At 50.3% G+C, this 17,395-nt stretch carries 18 protein-coding genes; all 18 read left to right on the top strand.

Features of this window, described 5'->3' with window-relative positions:
• Window position 1 precedes the first annotated feature (1 nt).
• The 18 genes from AC5YB1_RS17620 (at window position 2) to AC5YB1_RS17535 (ending at window position 17,387) form a co-directional block, all read left to right on the top strand.
• Window positions 2–328 (top strand): AKAP95 family protein, encoded by a 327-nt coding sequence (locus AC5YB1_RS17620; RefSeq protein WP_494520223.1) that lies wholly within the window; start codon window positions 2–4, stop codon window positions 326–328.
• Window positions 329–2,005 (top strand): pilus (MSHA type) biogenesis protein MshL, encoded by a 1,677-nt coding sequence (gene mshL, locus AC5YB1_RS17615; RefSeq protein WP_494520222.1) that lies wholly within the window; start codon window positions 329–331, stop codon window positions 2,003–2,005.
• 6 nt (window positions 2,006–2,011) lie between these two features.
• Window positions 2,012–2,920, top strand: a complete 909-nt coding sequence (locus tag AC5YB1_RS17610; RefSeq protein WP_494520221.1) for an ExeA family protein — start codon at window positions 2,012–2,014, stop codon at window positions 2,918–2,920.
• Window positions 2,917–4,113: a tetratricopeptide repeat protein gene (locus AC5YB1_RS17605; RefSeq protein WP_494520220.1), complete on the top strand. Its 1,197-nt coding sequence runs from the start codon at window positions 2,917–2,919 to the stop codon at window positions 4,111–4,113. The genes AC5YB1_RS17610 and AC5YB1_RS17605 overlap by 4 nt, the downstream gene beginning before the upstream one ends.
• A complete protein-coding gene (locus AC5YB1_RS17600; protein WP_494520219.1) occupies window positions 4,110–5,867 on the top strand; it encodes a GspE/PulE family protein in 1,758 nt (585 codons plus the stop codon). The genes AC5YB1_RS17605 and AC5YB1_RS17600 overlap by 4 nt, the downstream gene beginning before the upstream one ends.
• 2 nt (window positions 5,868–5,869) lie before the next feature.
• The gene (locus AC5YB1_RS17595; RefSeq protein ID WP_494520218.1) at window positions 5,870–7,087 is read left to right on the top strand and encodes a type II secretion system F family protein; all 1,218 of its coding nucleotides are present in this window, start codon (window positions 5,870–5,872) and stop codon (window positions 7,085–7,087) included.
• 48 nt (window positions 7,088–7,135) lie between these two features.
• A complete protein-coding gene (locus AC5YB1_RS17590; protein WP_494520217.1) occupies window positions 7,136–7,627 on the top strand; it encodes a hypothetical protein in 492 nt (163 codons plus the stop codon).
• Between the two features lie 68 nt (window positions 7,628–7,695).
• The gene (locus AC5YB1_RS17585) at window positions 7,696–8,319 is read left to right on the top strand and encodes a prepilin-type N-terminal cleavage/methylation domain-containing protein (protein WP_494520216.1); all 624 of its coding nucleotides are present in this window, start codon (window positions 7,696–7,698) and stop codon (window positions 8,317–8,319) included.
• A gap of 58 nt (window positions 8,320–8,377) precedes the next feature.
• Window positions 8,378–8,896: a type II secretion system protein gene (locus AC5YB1_RS17580; protein WP_494520215.1), complete on the top strand. Its 519-nt coding sequence runs from the start codon at window positions 8,378–8,380 to the stop codon at window positions 8,894–8,896.
• Window positions 8,897–9,068: 172 nt separating this feature from the next.
• A complete protein-coding gene (locus AC5YB1_RS17575; RefSeq protein WP_494520214.1) occupies window positions 9,069–9,515 on the top strand; it encodes a pilus assembly FimT family protein in 447 nt (148 codons plus the stop codon).
• Window positions 9,505–10,080 carry a prepilin-type N-terminal cleavage/methylation domain-containing protein gene (locus tag AC5YB1_RS17570; protein ID WP_494520213.1) on the top strand — a complete coding sequence of 192 codons (576 nt, stop codon included), beginning with the start codon at window positions 9,505–9,507 and terminating at the stop codon, window positions 10,078–10,080. The genes AC5YB1_RS17575 and AC5YB1_RS17570 overlap by 11 nt, the downstream gene beginning before the upstream one ends.
• Entirely contained in the window at window positions 10,080–10,904 is an 825-nt protein-coding gene (locus AC5YB1_RS17565; protein WP_494520212.1) for a PilW family protein, read from the top strand. Before AC5YB1_RS17570 ends, AC5YB1_RS17565 begins: the two co-directional genes overlap by 1 nt.
• Entirely contained in the window at window positions 10,894–11,343 is a 450-nt protein-coding gene (locus tag AC5YB1_RS17560) for an MSHA biogenesis protein MshP (RefSeq protein WP_494520211.1), read from the top strand. The genes AC5YB1_RS17565 and AC5YB1_RS17560 overlap by 11 nt, the downstream gene beginning before the upstream one ends.
• Window positions 11,336–14,047: a DUF8470 domain-containing protein gene (locus AC5YB1_RS17555; RefSeq protein ID WP_494520210.1), complete on the top strand. Its 2,712-nt coding sequence runs from the start codon at window positions 11,336–11,338 to the stop codon at window positions 14,045–14,047. Before AC5YB1_RS17560 ends, AC5YB1_RS17555 begins: the two co-directional genes overlap by 8 nt.
• A gap of 221 nt (window positions 14,048–14,268) precedes the next feature.
• Window positions 14,269–15,318, top strand: a complete 1,050-nt coding sequence (locus AC5YB1_RS17550) for a rod shape-determining protein (protein WP_494520209.1) — start codon at window positions 14,269–14,271, stop codon at window positions 15,316–15,318.
• Between the two features lie 124 nt (window positions 15,319–15,442).
• Window positions 15,443–16,318 carry a rod shape-determining protein MreC gene (gene mreC / locus AC5YB1_RS17545; protein ID WP_494520208.1) on the top strand — a complete coding sequence of 292 codons (876 nt, stop codon included), beginning with the start codon at window positions 15,443–15,445 and terminating at the stop codon, window positions 16,316–16,318.
• Window positions 16,315–16,803 (top strand): rod shape-determining protein MreD, encoded by a 489-nt coding sequence (gene mreD, locus AC5YB1_RS17540; RefSeq protein ID WP_494520207.1) that lies wholly within the window; start codon window positions 16,315–16,317, stop codon window positions 16,801–16,803. The genes mreC and mreD overlap by 4 nt, the downstream gene beginning before the upstream one ends.
• Before the next feature lie 2 nt (window positions 16,804–16,805).
• Window positions 16,806–17,387 (top strand): Maf family protein, encoded by a 582-nt coding sequence (locus AC5YB1_RS17535; protein ID WP_494520206.1) that lies wholly within the window; start codon window positions 16,806–16,808, stop codon window positions 17,385–17,387.
• Window positions 17,388–17,395 lie beyond the last annotated feature (8 nt).

Genomic DNA, 17,395 nt, shown 5'->3' with positions numbered 1-17,395 from the left:
GATGAAATCTGGCTTAGCCTTGTTGATTGCTTCAGCCTGTATGCTGGTTATCCCGGCGCAGGCGCAATCGTTACGGGATCCGACTCAACCGGGCGTTGGCGCGGTGTCGCACTCAGTCAGTCAACAACAAGGGGCTGATACACTTAAATTAAACAGTGTGTTGATATCGGATAATAGCGCGACCGCGATTTTTAATAATAAGATGTTCACCCTAGGTGACCGGGTACAAGGGGTTAAAATAGTGCGCATTAACGCCAAAGGCGTGTGGCTAGCCGATGGCCGACACTTCTCCTTGTACCAAGCCGTAACAGAGACTAAGGGACAATAAATGACCGCAATAAGAACCTTCACGCCACTCGTGGCGCTGCTTTTAGTGGCATGTCAGACAACGGATCGTCCGCAGCCTGTCGAGTCAAAGTCGGCATTATCCAGCTCTATTTCTCAGCAAGAATATCAGGTGAATATGCCGCCAGCGGCTGTCATGCCAGACTCGGTGCAGCGTGAGCTTGCCTCGGCCTCATTACTGGGGAGCCCAGCGCCCATGATGCCCCCAGAGCGACGTTTCGATGTGTCGGCTAATGACGTTGATGCCAAGGTGTTTTTTCCAAGCCTAGTGCAGGGCACCCCACTGAGTGTGGCGGTGCATCCCAATGTCAGCGGCACGATCTCACTGTCATTAAAAGGGGTGACATTGAGTGAAGCCTTGCAAGTCGTGGAAGATATTTATGGCTATGAAGTGAGTCGTGATGGGCGTATTTTACGCGTCTATCCTGCGGGCATGCGCACCGAGACCTTCGCGCTAAATTACCTGCACATGGAGCGCAACGGCCTTTCGCTCACTTCGGTCAACTCGGGACGAATCTCCGATACCAATAACTCAAACAGCAACAGCAATAACAACGGTAACAATAATAACGGTAATTTTGGCTCCAATAACGATTCGAACAACAATAACAGTAACGACACCACCAATGGCACCTTTATCCGGTCGACCACCAAGAGTGATTTTTGGGGCGACTTGAAAGAGACCTTAGTGTCGATTGTTGGCGAGACAGGCAACGGCCGCCAAGTGGTCATTACGCCGCAGGCCGGTTTAGTCACGGTTCGCGCCTTTCCTAACGAGTTACGTCAGGTGAAAACCTTCTTGCAAACTGCCGAGAGTCACCTGCAACGGCAAGTGATCCTCGAAGCCAAAATTTTAGAGGTCACCTTGTCGGACGGTTATCAGCAGGGGATCCAGTGGGATAACGTCGTGGGCACCGCTTTAGCCAATGGTAATACCAGTGTTAACTTTGGTACCTCGGCGGGTTCGTTTGGCGATCAGATCAGCGCCGCGATAGGGGGCGTAACCTCCTTACAAATCACTGGCAGTGATTTCGCTAGTATGATCACCTTGCTCGATACCCAAGGCGATGTCGATGTGCTGTCTAGTCCAAGGGTGACCGCCTCGAACAACCAAAAGGCGGTGATTAAAGTGGGCAGTGACGAGTATTTTGTCACCGACGTCTCTTCAACTACCGTGGCGGGCACCACACCAGTTACCACCCCGGAGGTAGAACTGACGCCATTTTTCTCTGGTATCGCCCTAGATGTTACGCCGCAAATCGATGCCGAAGGTAATGTGTTACTGCATGTTCATCCGTCGGTTATCGACATTAAAGAGCAAAATAAATCCATCAAAATTTCTAACAGCACTCTGGAGTTGCCACTGGCACAGAGCGAGATCCGCGAGTCAGATACCGTGATTAAAGCGCGCACCGGTGATGTGGTGGTGATTGGTGGTTTGATGAAGAGTGAAAATATTGAGCTGGTTTCTAAAGTGCCCTTCTTAGGCGACATCCCCTTGCTTGGTGAGGTATTTACCAACCGCAGTCAGTCACTGAGAAAAACCGAGCTGGTGATTTTACTCAAACCTACCGTAGTCGGTGCCGATACTTGGAAGGCTGAGCTTGAACGCTCAAAAGCCTTGCTCGACCGTTGGTATCCAGAGCCTGTAAAGGAGTAGCGTCACTTGTATCAGCAGCACTTTGGCATGGCGCAGACCCCGTTTTCATTAACGCCCAATACGGAGTTTTTCTTTGGGCTAGCGCCTCATGTTGAGGCGCTGCAAGTGCTGCAAACGGCGTTGCAAACTGGCGAAGGCTTTATCAAGGTGATTGGCGAGGTCGGCACAGGTAAGACTCTTCTCTGCCGCAAGCTGCTTAATGATATTCCCGCTCGGTTCCATTGTGCGTACCTGCCGAATCCTTATCTCACGCCCGCTGAACTGCGCTGGGCGGTTGCGTTAGAGCTGGGGCTTAAATACTCAGCCAATATTGATCAACAGCAGCTGACCACCTTAATTCAGCAACAGCTGATCGCCTTATCGGCCCATGGTCACGCCATTGTGCTGGTGTTAGATGAGGCTCAGGCGTTGCCTGACGAGAGCCTCGAGGCGCTGCGGCTATTTACCAATCTCGAAACCGAAAGCCGTAAGTTATTGCAGGTGGTGTTGTTTGCCCAACCAGAATTAGATGAACGTTTGAGTTTAAAGCCGTTTCGCCAGTTAAGGCAGCGCATCACCTTTAGCTATCGATTACGGCCGTTAACCTATGACGAAACCGCCGCTTATCTCACCCATAGGTTACACATTGCGGGCTATCAAGGCGCCGCGTTATTTTCACCCAGTGGTTGTCGGCATATTGCCAAGGCGGCACGAGGGATCCCAAGGTTGATCAATATTTTGTCTCATAAAGCGCTGTTATTGGCCTTTGGTGAAGGGGCGTCACAAGTGCTGCCTCGTCATATTCGTGCAGCCATTAGCGATACCGAAGATGCAGGAGCCGAGCGGCGCAGTCCACGCTGGTGGTTTGCTGTGGTTGCCACCGTATCAGTACTCTCTATCGCGGTGTGGCGCTGGGTGAGTGGGGCACTCGTATGAGTGTGATTAATACCATGCTCAAAGATCTCGATAAGCGCCAGCAAGCTCAGCCCATAGAAACCCTTCCAGTGCCTGATGTACAGTATGTTGCACCTACGCCGGGTGCTTTTGCTCGTCTCTTGCCTTGGGCTTTACTCTTGTTATTGTCTGTATGTGGCACTATTGGCGCCACCATGGCGTGGCAGCAGCTGGCCATTTTAACCCAAAATAATACCCAGCTTGAGCAAGATTTACAGCAAGCGCAGCTGCCCGCAGTCAATGTCGCGGCACAAGAGTTAGCGTCATCTGAGCCTACAGAAGCAAAGGATATGAACGCGCTGGCAGAGTCACAGCAGCAGTTGCCTGATGTCGCGGCTAAGGGGATAGATAACCAAACATTAGCGGCGAATATCACGACAAATGCGAAGGCAAACCCCAATACCGATAGCAGTCCCCATGGCAGCGTCGATGCCATCACTGGCGACAATGCGGGCAGACATATTGCGATGCAACATACATCAGACAAAAATAGAGTAGCCGCCAGTGAGGTGAATCAACAACTAGTGCGCCAGCCTAACGCGGCAGAGCCTCGTCAAGTGGCAGGTGCAATGGCGGTGAAAGAAGTTAAGCTCACGCCATCGGCACTGGCCCAAAAGCGGTTTGCTTTAGGGCAGAGAGCACAAAATGAGGGGCAACTTCAGCAGGCCCAGGACTATTTTTCTGAAGCGATTGGCCTCGATCCTAGCCTGCATCAGGCAAGGCAACATTTAGCGGCGCTCTACTATGGTCAAGGGCGGCTCGGCGATGCCGACAGCACGTTAGCGCAAGGGCGAGTCTTGTATCCTGAACATTTTAATTATGCCCTACTGCAAGCCAGGCTGTATGAGGCATCCGGGGCCATAGATAAGGCATTAGCGGCGTTAGCGACGATTCCTGATGCTGATCTGCTTGCAGTGCAAAAGTGGACCATGCAGAGCCATTTAGCGCAGCAAGTACAACAGTTTGCGTTGGCTGAGCAGAGTTATCGCCAGCTGACGAGAGTCGATCCCAATCAAGCCAAATGGTGGATGGGGCTGGCCTATGCGCTCGACTCTCAGCAACAGTTTTTATCCGCGAAACAAGCCTATCGCCAAGCGTTGGCTCTCGATGGCTTATCAGCCTCTGCCAGCGCCTTTATCGAACAACGTTTAGCGCAGTTAGGAGATGTTGAGTGAAACCCAAGTTAAAAATGCGCCTAGGCGACCTGTTGGTACAAGAACAGATCATTAGCGAAGAACAGCTAATTCAGGCCTTGGCGGAGCAAAAAAAGTCCGGTAAAAAACTGGGGCGCACCTTAATCGATCTGGCTTATATCAGTGAAGAGCAGCTACTGAGGTTTTTATCTCAGCAGCTTAATATTCCCTTTTTGGATATCAGCCGCCGAGCGATCGCACCGCAAGTGGTGAATTTACTGCCAGAGGTTCAGGCGCGCCGTTATCGCGCCTTAGTGGTTGAAGATCACGGTGACAGCGTGTTAGTGGCCATGAGCGATCCGGCCGATCTGCAGGCGATGGATAACATCGAAGTGTTGCTTGCCCCTAAAACGATCCAAATTGCGGTGGTGACCGAAACTCAACTGCTGCACGCATTTGATAATTTGTATCGCCGCACAGGTGAAATTGCGCAGATCGCGGGCAAGCTCGATGAGGAGTATGCCGCCGACGATCAATTTAATCTGGCCAGTTTGACCGATGCCGACAGTGACAATGAAACCACAGTGGTTAAGTTACTGCAGTCGATTTTTGAGGACGCGGTGCAGATGCGCGCCTCGGATATTCATATTGAGCCGGGCGAAAAAGTATTGCGTATTCGTCAGCGTATTGATGGCCAGTTGCAGGAGCATACCCTGTCGGAAGTCAATATCGCAGCCGCGCTAGTGTTACGCCTTAAGTTGATGGCTGGGCTGGATATTTCAGAGAAACGTTTGCCCCAAGATGGCCGTTTTCACATGACGGTCAAGGGCCATAAGATTGATGTGCGTATGTCGACCATGCCGATTTATCATGGCGAATCTGTGGTGATGCGTTTGCTCGACCAATCCGCTGGGCTGTTAACGCTTAATGAAACCGGCATGCCGCCTGCCATGCTCGCCCGAGTACGGCGACAGATTAAGCGTCCCCACGGTATGCTATTGGTGACGGGGCCCACGGGTAGCGGTAAAACCACCACCTTGTATGGTGTACTCAGTGAACTCAACACCGCTGATCGTAAAATTATTACTGTTGAAGATCCGATTGAATATCAATTGCCTCGCATCAATCAGGTGCAAGTGAATCACAAGATTGGCCTAGATTTTTCTAATGTATTGCGCACCACGTTACGTCAAGATCCCGACATCATCATGGTGGGGGAGATGCGTGACCAAGAAACGGTCGAAATTGGCCTGCGAGGCGCGCTTACCGGTCACTTTGTGTTATCGACCCTGCACACTAACGATGCCGTGACCAGTGCGCTGCGCTTACTCGATATGGGCGCCGCCAGTTACTTGGTGGCCAGTGCGCTGCGGGTCATTATTGCTCAGCGTTTGGTGCGCCGGGTATGCCAGCATTGCGCGCAGCCCTATGAGATGAGCGCCCAAGATAATGCCTGGCTTAGTTCGGTAAGCAGACGTGATTTTTCCCACGCCAATTTACGTATCGGTACAGGTTGTCAAAGCTGTGGTGGTAGCGGTTATCGTGGCCGAGTGGGGGTGTTTGAAATTTTAGAACTCGATGATGCCATGATTGAGGCGATGCGCAGTGGTAACCCACAAGATTTTGCCGCTGCAGCTTATCGCAGTCCTAACTTTACGCCATTGGCCGAATCGGCCTTTGATTACCTCGCCCAAGGCATCACCACCATAGAGGAAGTGGCTAAGTTGGTAGAGGATGCCTCTGAGACCCAGATACCGCTGGCGAGTCAGATGCATAGCCCACAGAGTGAGGGATAACCATGCCGGTTTATCAGTACCGTGGTAGAGACGCCCAAGGCAAGGCGGTGACCGGACGGCTCGACGCCGTATCGGCAAGCGCCGCCGCCGACCAATTAATGTCGCGCGCGGTGATCCCTCTAGAGCTGATTGAAACTAAACCTAAGCGTGACTTTAATTTAGGAACCCTGTTTAAAGGCAAGGTAGGGTTAGATGAGTTACAAATTTTTACTCGGCAGATGTACTCATTAACACGTTCAGGGATCCCTATTTTACGCGCGATAGCAGGGTTGTCGGAGAGCACCCATTCACAGCGAATGAAGCTGGCGTTAAAAGATATTTCTGAGCAGTTGACCGCTGGTCGGCCCTTATCGTCGGCGATGAATCATCATCCAGATGTCTTTGATGCGCTGTTTGTGTCGATGATCCATGTGGGAGAGAACACGGGTAAGCTCGAAGATGCTTTTATTCAGCTCTCGGGTTATATCGAGCGCGAACAAGAGACGCGCCGTCGAATTAAAGCCGCGATGCGCTACCCCATTTTTGTATTAATCGCCGTAGCGTTGGCCATGGTGGTGCTTAATATTATGGTGATCCCCAAGTTTGCCGAGATGTTTTCTCGTTTTGGTGCTGACTTGCCTTGGGCCACCAAATTGTTGATCGCCACCTCGAACTTTTTTGTCAATTATTGGTATCTATTATTGCTGGGGCTGCTGCTGGGGTTTGTTGGGACCCGCTACTGGCATAACAGCGAGAAGGGCGAGAAACAGTGGGATCAGTGGAAGCTCAAGATCCCTGCGGTGGGCAGCATTATCGAGCGCTCGACCCTATCACGTTATTGCCGTAGCTTCTCGATGATGCTCAGCGCTGGCGTGCCAATGACTCAGGCGCTCAGCCTCGTCGCCGATGCAGTCGACAACGCCTATATGCATGACCGCATCGTGGCGATGCGCCGTGGTATCGAGTCGGGTGATTCTATGCTGCGGGTGTCGAATCAGAGCCAGTTGTTTACGCCGCTAGTGTTGCAAATGGTGGCCGTCGGTGAAGAGACCGGTCAAATCGATCAACTGCTTAACGATGCCGCCGATTTTTATGAAGGGGAGGTCGATTATGATCTCAAAAATCTCACCGCAAAATTAGAACCTATTTTAATTGGGATTGTCGCAGTCATAGTATTGATTTTGGCCCTAGGAATTTACTTGCCGATGTGGGACATGCTTAATGCGGTCAAAGGGGGTTGAAAAATGAGGCCGCGCACTTATATTCGGCAGGTATTGGGTAGGTGCTAGATGCAGCGACAACAACTCGCCGATAGTGAGTTAATCAAGCTTTACGGCAAGGTGGTCGCCATCGTGGTGGTGTTGATCATGTTAGCGGTATTAGCGTTTCGTTTTATGGGGAGTGTCGAGGATGTCTCTGCCCAAGGGTTGAAAATGGAACATACCCGTTTAGTAAACGTACTTGCCATGGTGCGCTCTCAGTGGTTGAGACAAGGTCGGCCGGACACTTTGGTGTTGCACTGGTCGACAGGTGAGGCGAGCCCCAGCGTTGAGCCAGTGCTGATTAATCAACAAGGGCTGCCAACCCTTAAGCACGCAGATGAGGCCGGGTGTCGGCAGTTGTGGTTGCAGTTATTGGGGCCAAAACCTCAGCAGGTTGCTGTAAGAGTTGCAACGACCGATAGTGGGCCAGTTTGTGAGTATGTCAGCCGCAATGGCGATAAGTTAAGTTATCAGTTAAATAGCGGCCGAGTTATTTGGAAAAATTTGACTAAATATTGATATATCAATAGTTTTTAATTTTTGTGTAACTGTTAGAATTAGCGCTATATAGCATAGAGGCAATAAATATGAATATGACCACCAAGATGGGACGACTAAAGCAGCAAGGGTTCTCGCTTATTGAGTTAGTTATTGTCATCGTGATCTTGGGCATTTTAGCGGCAACCGCGATCCCGCGTTTTCTGAATGTGACCGATGATGCCGAAGATGCCAGCGTCGATGGCGTTGCTGGTGGGCTTGCCACTGCAGTTAGCTTTGTGCGTTCACAGTGGGAAGTTGATGGTCGCAATGCGAACAGTGTCGTACTCGACGGCACCACCATTTCATTGGATCCCCGCTTTGGTTTTCCAACAGCGACAGTGCCTAACGCCAGTGATGTCACGCAGATGAGCGATGCCAGTTGCCAAGAGGTATTTAATGCCATATTACAGAGCCCACCGCGTAATGTGCTTTATACCCAAGATGCGCGTAATCAAAGGTTTACTGCGAGAGTGCTAGACGGTAGTGGGGGCAGCGCGGTTGATCTCAATGGTGATCTAGTCAGTAATATCGATTTGTGTGTTTATCATCAAGTCAATTCATTGGCATTAGATCAAGCTAGTGGTATTGCCACTCCGACTCCAGATTTAGATGTGGGTAAAGGGGTGACCTATAACCCCGCAACAGGTGCAGTAGTGAGCTTCACTCATTAATGCCATTAAGCCTAAGTCATTTATATAATTTATTATTTTTAATTAAAGGAAACACAGTATGAAAAAACAACAAGGCTTTACGCTTATTGAGCTTGTCGTGGTGATTATTATTTTAGGTATTTTGGCGGTCACCGCCGCGCCTAAATTTATTAACTTGCAAAGTGATGCGCGCGCATCGACCATCGCCGGCTTAGAGGCGGCGCTGAAAGGAGGCGATAGTCTTATCTATTCCAAGTCGCTGATTGCCGGGAATGAAGCGCTGGGCGTTGATGACGCTCCAACTGTTAAAGTTGATGCTGCCGGAACCCCTGTAAAGCTCAATTATGGTCACCCTATTGCAGTATGGACCGGCAGCTTAGAGCATGTTTTGGATATTGATGCCTCTGCGGAGTCTGATGCCGATGAGACGACTGAGTGGGTTTATGATACCGAGGATGACATCATCTATTTCTACCCTCAAGGGCAAAATAGTCCTATAGCGACTACTGATACTGGCGCTTGTTATGTCAAATATGAAAACAGCGTAACAGATACTGGCGGCACCTTAGCCATCACCAGTGTGACCACGGGTTGTTAATAAAACTCCCAATGAAAAGGCCTGCTTAGCAGGCCTTTTTTGTTACTGCTTTTTATGCGCATCATTTTTACCAAGCTGTGCTATAAAAATCTGAAATGGGCGGCATTATTTGCCATACTCATTGAGTTATTAGAAAATATAACGCTATCAGCGGTTTGTGGGCGGAATATCAATGGAAAAACAGCAAGGCATTACCCTTGTAGAGCTAGTGACCACCATCATGTTGATTGCCATCTTGTCTGTGGTGGTGTTGCCACGGTTTTTTTCTGCTAGCAATTTTAGCGCCTTCACCTTAAGAGATGAGTTTATCGCCGAGTTGCGGCGGGTGCAGTTGATGGCGATGAATAATCAAGACCGTTGCTATGGCGTCAATGTCGATAATAAGGCCTACCGGATGATGATCTACCAAGAGGATTGCAGCAGCGTTATCGTGACAGGTACAGCGCAAGCACTGCCCAATAACACAGCATTAAGCCTTAACGGCCTGTCGGTGTTTGCGCTGCAATTTGCCCGTGACGGCAGTGTCCCCGCATGCAGTAATGGCTGCGATATTAAGGTGAGCGCTGATGAGGTGTTAACGCTTAGGATTGAAAGTCAGGGCTATATCCATGGACGCTAACACTTACCATGGCCGTTACTTTATCCGCCGCCTAGGCCATCATGGGGCGCAAGGGTTTACCTTAATTGAATTGGTGGTCGGCATGTTAGTGCTCAGCATCGCCTTGGTTATGCTATCGACCATGCTGTTTCCCCAAGCCGACCGCGCCGCAGAGACTCTGCATCGTGTGCGCTCTGCCGAGTTAGCCCATTCATTACTCAATGAAATTTGGGGCAAGCGTTACGATCAAAACACCAACCCTAATGGCGGCGTGCCCGCATGTGGCGCCGCCGCGCGCCCAGATAGGGGCTTGCCTGCAGGCTTACCTTGCACCGCAGAGAGTGACTTTGGCGCCGCTGGGTTAAACCGTAACGCCTATCGTGATGTGGACGATTACCATGGTTTGACTCAATCAAGCCTAATGCTGAACTCCTCTCGAACCTATGCCGATGAGTACCTTAACTATCAACTGGCGGTGCAGGTCACTTACCCTAATAACGACAGCAAGAGTAAATTAATCACCATTACGGTAACCACCCCCAGTGGCGAAGCCATCGTCTATAACGCGCTGCGGAGTAACTACTGATGCCCAATCGCTTCCTAAGTGTTCATACTCGCCGCCAGCACTCAGGCTTTACGCTGGTGGAGATGGTCACAGTGATCATTATTTTAGGGATTTTAGCGGTCGGCGTGAGCAGTTTTATCGTGCTGGGCACCCGTATTTTTGTTGAATCGACTTCGGTCGATCAGGTGTTGAGCCAAAGCCGATTTGCCATCGAGCGTATGACGCGCGAGCTACGTAACGCGCTGCCCAATAGCATCCGCGTTACCCCTGCATCGACCATTTACCAGTGCATCGAATATGTGCCCATAATGAGCAGTGCCAGTTACCTGCAACTGCCTATTGCACCGGGTGAGGCTGCCGCTAACGGCAGTATTATGCAGCCATCACAAACGATTGATGAGGCTCATAAAATGGTAGTTTACCCGCTAACGGCTGCGCATGTTTATGGCGCAACACCTGCAGGGACGACAGGGCGCATGTTTGATATTAAACAGGTGAATGGCAGTTTGGTGGAGTTTCACCGCGCGGTGCGTTTTGATGAAGCGTCGCCGCAGCGGCGCTATTTTACGGTAACGGAGTCCGTCAGTTACTGCTTTTTGGCCAGCGGCGAGGTGAGGCGTTATAGTGGCTATAATTTTAGTGCCGCTCAGCCTAGCCCCGCTCAGATGGGGGCTGGGGTATTGATGGCCGAAAATGTGGTGAATAATCTCATCAGTGACGCGCCCATTCGTTACACACCTAGAACCTTAATGAATAATGCGGTGGTGCAGTTAAGCCCACTATTTGAGGTTAACGGTCAAACATTTCAATATCAGCACCAAGTGCAGGTGATCAATGTCCCCTAAGGTTAACCCCATAATATCATCGACCTTGAGTGCCCAGCGTGGTGGCGCCTTGGTGATCGGCCTGTTTGTCATCACAGTGATGTTTTTGCTGGCGTCGGCGCTGATCAATGTGGTGCAAGATGCTGACGAACAGGTGAATTTAGAGGTGCTGGGCACTCGGGCTTTTGCCGCAGCCAACAGTGGCGCCGATGTGGCGCTAGCACGCTTATTTCCGCTCGATGCGAGCGCCGGAGAGTGCGATTACAGCGCTCAATCTTGGACGCCACCCAATGTGGTGGGCTTTAAGGGGTGTAGCGTCCAGCTTGCATGCCGAGCGAGCGATTACAGTGGCGCAGTGCAGTATCTTATTAGCAGTGAAGCCACCTGCTTCGCAGGGCCATGTGACGGTGATAATTGCATGAGAGTTAACCGTAAAGTAGAGGTCGAGGCGCGTGAGTAAATTATTTGTTAGCTCAATGCTATTCATCATACTGATGCCTCTGTCTGTATTGGCAGTGCCACAATGCGATAATATTTTTACGAACCCCCCTTCTGGTAATCATGATCCTGGTTTAATGCCACCTACAGATATTGGGCCTGAACTTGGTAATCTGGAATGTGATGGTAAGAATGACGCCTCTATATGCTCTATTTTATTGAATAATATAGATTATAACTTTGCTGATGGTGAAGTGAAACAAGGGGATTATATTCGCACTAATAGTGCAAGCACGCGTTTGTATTTTGATAATTTGACCTTAAATCAGGCCAGTGTGAATCAATTTGGCAAGGCTGAGAACTTAATTATTTATGTCAGAGGGAATTTATCGATTGCAGGACAAAATGTGCTTAATGCCATCATTTATGTTGCTGGTACTGTCAAACTTACTGGTAATGCTAGTATTAGTGGAGCATTAGCATCTGGGGATGATTTAGATATTACAGGTAATGGTAATGTGGATTTTGACCCCAGTGCCATAGAAGATGCTGACTTCGGCGGCATGTGTAACAAAGAACCTATCGATCCCGTCATAATCGATCACTATCGCGTCGAATTTACCTCTGGCGCACTCAGCTGCGCGGCTAAAGCGATCACGCTGCGCGCCTGCATCAACAATGATTGTTCCAGTGAGTCAAGTGTGCGGAGTTCGGTCGAGCTTACTAAAAATAGTCATAAATATAGCGATGTGAGTTTTAGCGGTAATACCCAAACACAACTGTGGCACACCGATGGCGGTTCCGTGTCGGTAGGACTCGGTGCCACGGCGCCAAGTGCGCCCTATCGCTGTTATATCGACGGTGGCTTGGTGAATAATTCACAATGTTTGTTGAATTTTGAAGATACGGGCTTCTACTTCGATGTGCCTAACACCTTGTCTTGTAAGGACAGCACTAACTTTAATTTGTTTGCGGTAACCAAAGATACCCAGACTCAGCAGTGTCAGCCTCTGTTTGCCGATCAGACCAAGACGATTCATTTCAGCTTAGGTTACGAGCGTCCATCAGCCGTCAACAACCCAGCTAAATTAACCCTCAATAGTCTACTTGCGCCCACTGCAACCACAGAGATCGATGCTGGCACCACAAGTAGCATGGATGTTCATTTTAATGGGCAAGGGGTGGCGACATTGAGTGCCAATTATCCTGAGGCTGGTGTCGTCAGGTTAACGGCAGAGCATCTTCATACTGTAAATTTACCAACCGGTGGCACTGATACCTTAACCTTGAGTCACAGTGATACCTTTACCGCCGCGCCAGCGGGTTTTCACTTTTTCAATGGCGGCAGTAATAAGCGTTGCGATGCTAGTGATCCCTATGATGAAAATTGTCAAATATTAGCCGCTGCCGCTGAGCCGTTTGCTATGCAGGTAAAAGCGGCCTGTTGGCAAAGTGATGGCGACAGTGATTTTAGCGATAACAACGCGTTGCAAAATTTTGTCTACTCAGGATTTGGTATGCGCTCGCAAGTCGTGGAGCCTAGCTCAGGTAGTGATGGTAGCTTAGGGCTAGCATCGGTTGAATTTACGCTATCTAATACCGAAACAGCACTTTCGATTAGCGAGCAGAGCTGGAACGAAGTGGGCACCATGAAGGTAGCCTTGTCCTCTGCATTAAATTATGACGGGGTTACCATTGTTATCGACAAGTCGAGCAGTGAGGTGTTTGGCCGCTTTACTCCCGCTTATTTGGGGATCACGGGTAACATACCTGAAGTGACTCATAGCTGCGGTACATTCACCTATATGAACCAACCCTTTAGTTTTACCGCGGGAGCCGAGCCAAGGATACAAGTGGTGGGCTATAGTGCCAATAATGGCGTGACGACTAATTATCAACAGGGTGAGTGGTGGCGCTATCAGCATCGAGATGTTCAGCAGCGTAATAGCTGGGGCGGGCGTCAGTATCTCGATACCTCTAGCAGGGCGGCGATTGCTGATAGTCTGGCTCCAGCGTTATCGGGCGTGGTTAATTATTTGAGCACACCTAATGTTGCCGAATTAATTGGCGCGCAAGTCAATTATCTGCGCAGCCCAACGCCGCTCACACCATTTGATGGCAAGTTTGATTTGACCTTGTCGATTGCAGATGTGAGTGACGAGGACGGGATCTGTTATCAGGATGACGCTGCTGGCAGCTGCCGAAGCTTTACCTTTACCGATATCGCCGATGGTGATGCATTTACGCTTAGGTACGGGCGTTTGGCGTTAGAAAATGGTTATGGTCCAGAGTCTGAAAGTTTACGTCTGCCGCTGCGCGCCGAATATGTTAGCAGCGTCGCGTCCACAGGAGAGGCCACTTGGGTGATTAACAGCATAGATAACTGCTCACTCTACAATACTCAAACCTCACTCGATGCAACCGAGGCATCGACTGAGGGATTATATATGCAACCGCCGGCAGGCTTTCCTGCCATCCGCGCCTACAGTAACCCCACTTTAACCCTGCAGAGTGGCAGCCTTAGTTTAGGTCGAGGCTATAGCTATTTCTCTGTGCCAAATGCTGCCGGTGAGGTTCCGCTAAAGCAACACGTTAAGCCGTGGTTAAAGTGGTATTGGAATTTTGATGGCTCGACACCGACCACGCTTTACGATCCACGTGCGAATGCTTACTTTGGCACTTATCGAGGTCACGACAAGGTGATATTTTGGCGTGAAGTACGTTAAGCCAATAGTGACTTGTTAACTGGTTATGATGATGCGATGGGCGGTATAAATTCTTACGATGAGATGCAGGGTTAGCCCAGTAATCTCACTTGTGATACAAACCCTCACAAATGAACAGATATTTATGGTGCGATCGGCATAATATCCTTGTGGAATCGGGGGGTGATTGATAAAGTTACCTGATTTTTATTTTTCCGACTCGACTGAGACAGGCTGGTTACATGTTCAAGAAGCTGCGTGGCATTTTTTCTAACGATCTTTCGATCGATTTGGGTACGGCAAACACCTTAATTTACGTTCGCGAAGAGGGCATAGTGTTAAACGAGCCTTCGGTTGTTGCTATTCGTGGCGAACGCGGCAGTGGTGGGCAAAAGTCTGTTGCCGCTGTGGGCACAGAAGCCAAGCAGATGCTGGGCCGTACACCGGGTAACATTCAGGCCATTCGGCCAATGAAAGATGGCGTGATTGCCGATTTTTATGTCACCGAGAAAATGTTGCAGCATTTCATTAAGCAAGTGCATAACAACAGCGTTTTTCGTCCAAGCCCACGGGTGTTGGTGTGCGTGCCTGTTGGGGCGACTCAAGTGGAGCGTCGCGCGATCCGTGAATCGGCGATGGGCGCAGGTGCGCGTGAAGTCTATTTAATTGAAGAGCCAATGGCGGCGGCAATAGGTGCAGGTCTTCCAGTGTCGGAAGCCACAGGCTCTATGGTTATCGACATCGGTGGTGGTACCACCGAAGTGGCAATTATCTCGCTTAATGGCGTGGTGTACTCCTCTTCAGTGCGTATTGGTGGTGACAAGTTTGATGATGCCATCATCAATTATGTGCGTCGTAACTACGGCAGCCTGATTGGTGAAGCCACCGCCGAGCGGATTAAACACACCATAGGCACGGCTTATCCGGGTGATGAAGTACTGGAAATTGAAGTGCGTGGTCGTAACCTTGCCGAAGGGGTTCCGCGCAGCTTTACGCTTAACAGCAACGAAATTTTAGAAGCACTACAAGAGCCACTGTCTGGCATCGTTAGTGCCGTGATGGTGGCGCTAGAGCAGTCGCCGCCAGAGTTGGCATCAGATATCTCTGAGCGCGGCATGGTGCTCACCGGTGGTGGTTCGCTACTGCGTGATCTCGACCGTTTATTGATGCAAGAAACCGGTATTCCGGTGATGCTGGCCGATGACCCACTAACGTGCGTCGCTCGTGGTGGCGGTAAAGCCTTAGAGATGATCGATATGCATGGCGGCGATCTCTTTTCAGAAGAAAATTAATTCGACTTAATTTAGGCAGCTTAATGCTGGCAACCTGGTTTATGCGCTTTTTGTACTCATTTAGCCAAACGACTCGAGTCGAGTTGTTATCCCAGTCGCCGCAGGTAGCTGCCTTAAGTGTTTTATGAAACCCATTTTTGCGCGCGGTATTTCAAATCAATTCAGGCTAACATTGGCAATTATGTTGTCGGTGATCCTGTTGGTGGCTAACGATAGGCTTGAGCCTGTGCGTCAATCCATCTCCTCCATTTTAAGCCCCTTACAATACGTTGCCAACATTCCAGGTGCGGTACTTGACTGGTCGGCAGAAAGCTTGGCGACCCGTAACATGCTGGCTAAGCAAAACAAAGAGCTACTACGCCAACAACTGCTAATGAGTGAACGCTTGCAGCGTTTTGAACACCTGCGCCAAGAAAATGATCGTCTGCGCTCCCTGCTGGGGTCTCCTGTGCATATGGATGCCAAAAAAGTGGTCGCCGAGGTGATGGAAGTGGCCAGCGATCCCTATCGTCATTACGTGGTATTAAACCACGGTGCACGCAGTGGCGTGTTTGTCGGACAGCCCGTGGTCGATGCTCACGGCGTGGTCGGTCAAGTGGTAGAGATTAGCGAACTCACCAGCCGGGTGTTATTGATCTCAGATGTTACCCATGCCATTCCGGTGCGAGTAACCCGCAATGATGTGCGTCTGATGGTGCAAGGTACGGGTGAAATTGACGAACTGGAGCTACGCCACGTCGCGAAGAGTACCGATCTTCGAGTGGGCGATCTCTTGGTGTCATCTGGCTTAGGTAAGCGTTTTCCCGAAGGATATCCCGTGGCGCGTATTATCAGCGTCGGCAAAGACGATGGCCAGAGTTACGCCACCGTTACTGCCCAGCCTCTGGCAGCATTAGACAGAATTCGCTATCTGCTATTGCTGTGGCCCGATGGTTATGCTGCGCCTAGCAGTGATGAGACTGACAAGCCGGATGACGCTGCGGTAGAGGTAACACCATGAGTATGCATGTTCCCAACGGCCGCTGGGTCGTATGGTTAAGTTTTCTGGTGGCGATGTTGTTTCAAATCATGCCATTACCTAGCATCGTCGAAGGTTGGCGCCCCGATTGGGTCTTGCTGGTGATGATCTACTGGGCGATGGCGTTGCCCCACAGATACAATATTTTATCGGCGTGGATCTTAGGCGTACTGCTGGATATTTTACTTGGGGCCCATTTGGGCATTCGAGCCTTGTCTATGTCATTAGTTGTCTATGTGGTGGTATTGCATTTTCAGCGCCTGCGCACCTTCCCCATGTGGCAGCAAGCCTTAGTGATCGCCTGTTTGGTGTGTTTGCACCATCTGGTGGTATTTTGGGTCGAGTTTGTGGTTGATGTGGCCAGTTTCGATGTCAGCCTGTTTTTACCTGCCGTATCGAGTTTAATCATTTGGCCTTGGGTCTTTTGGATGCTCAGACGGGTGCGGCGCACCTATAAAGTGAGATAAACATGACATTAGTATTAGCCTCAGCGTCGCCGCGTCGCCGCGAATTATTAGCCCAAATTGGCATGGCCTCCCCCGAGTTTAGCTTTGACGTATTAGCTGCCGATATCGATGAGAGTCACCAAGCAGGTGAAACCGCCGCCCAGTTTGTGCAGCGTCTAGCGGTGGAAAAAGCGCAAGCTGGCTTGGCGCTTTACGGCCAGTCACCCGCGGTGGTATTGGGCTCGGATACCATAGTGGTGCTCGATGGACAGATCTTAGGTAAACCAGTAGATGCAGCCGATGCCGAGCAGATGCTGCAGCAGTTGTCGGGGCGCGAGCATAGCGTGATGACGGCGGTGGCCGTGACCGATGGCACCAAGACGTTATCGTGTCTCGTTGAAACTAAAGTGCAATTTTGTGGCCTAACACAACAAGATATCCTCGCGTATATTGCCACCCAAGAGCCGATGGATAAGGCCGGAGCCTATGGCATACAAGGTCTCGGTGGGTGTTTTGTCGAAGCGATCAAAGGCAGCTATTCGGCGGTTGTTGGCTTGCCCTTAGTGGAAACCAAAGCCCTGCTGCGCGAGATGCAGGTCTTATAATTTTGAGC

Source organism: Shewanella sp. 433 (genome assembly GCF_059338565.1).
This window is presented reverse-complemented; position numbering and strand designations above follow the sequence as displayed.

Coding starts and splice junctions, on each gene's coding strand:
- AC5YB1_RS17575 (WP_494520214.1), top strand. CDS start 9,069: ATGGAAAAACAGCAAGGCATTACCCTTGTAGAGCTAGTGACCACCATC.
- AC5YB1_RS17620 (WP_494520223.1), top strand. CDS start 2: ATGAAATCTGGCTTAGCCTTGTTGATTGCTTCAGCCTGTATGCTGGTT.
- AC5YB1_RS17570 (WP_494520213.1), top strand. CDS start 9,505: ATGGACGCTAACACTTACCATGGCCGTTACTTTATCCGCCGCCTAGGC.
- AC5YB1_RS17580 (WP_494520215.1), top strand. CDS start 8,378: ATGAAAAAACAACAAGGCTTTACGCTTATTGAGCTTGTCGTGGTGATT.
- AC5YB1_RS17605 (WP_494520220.1), top strand. CDS start 2,917: ATGAGTGTGATTAATACCATGCTCAAAGATCTCGATAAGCGCCAGCAA.
- mreC (WP_494520208.1), top strand. CDS start 15,443: ATGAAACCCATTTTTGCGCGCGGTATTTCAAATCAATTCAGGCTAACA.
- mreD (WP_494520207.1), top strand. CDS start 16,315: ATGAGTATGCATGTTCCCAACGGCCGCTGGGTCGTATGGTTAAGTTTT.
- mshL (WP_494520222.1), top strand. CDS start 329: ATGACCGCAATAAGAACCTTCACGCCACTCGTGGCGCTGCTTTTAGTG.
- AC5YB1_RS17560 (WP_494520211.1), top strand. CDS start 10,894: ATGTCCCCTAAGGTTAACCCCATAATATCATCGACCTTGAGTGCCCAG.
- AC5YB1_RS17550 (WP_494520209.1), top strand. CDS start 14,269: ATGTTCAAGAAGCTGCGTGGCATTTTTTCTAACGATCTTTCGATCGAT.
- AC5YB1_RS17535 (WP_494520206.1), top strand. CDS start 16,806: ATGACATTAGTATTAGCCTCAGCGTCGCCGCGTCGCCGCGAATTATTA.
- AC5YB1_RS17585 (WP_494520216.1), top strand. CDS start 7,696: ATGAATATGACCACCAAGATGGGACGACTAAAGCAGCAAGGGTTCTCG.
- AC5YB1_RS17590 (WP_494520217.1), top strand. CDS start 7,136: ATGCAGCGACAACAACTCGCCGATAGTGAGTTAATCAAGCTTTACGGC.
- AC5YB1_RS17595 (WP_494520218.1), top strand. CDS start 5,870: ATGCCGGTTTATCAGTACCGTGGTAGAGACGCCCAAGGCAAGGCGGTG.
- AC5YB1_RS17565 (WP_494520212.1), top strand. CDS start 10,080: ATGCCCAATCGCTTCCTAAGTGTTCATACTCGCCGCCAGCACTCAGGC.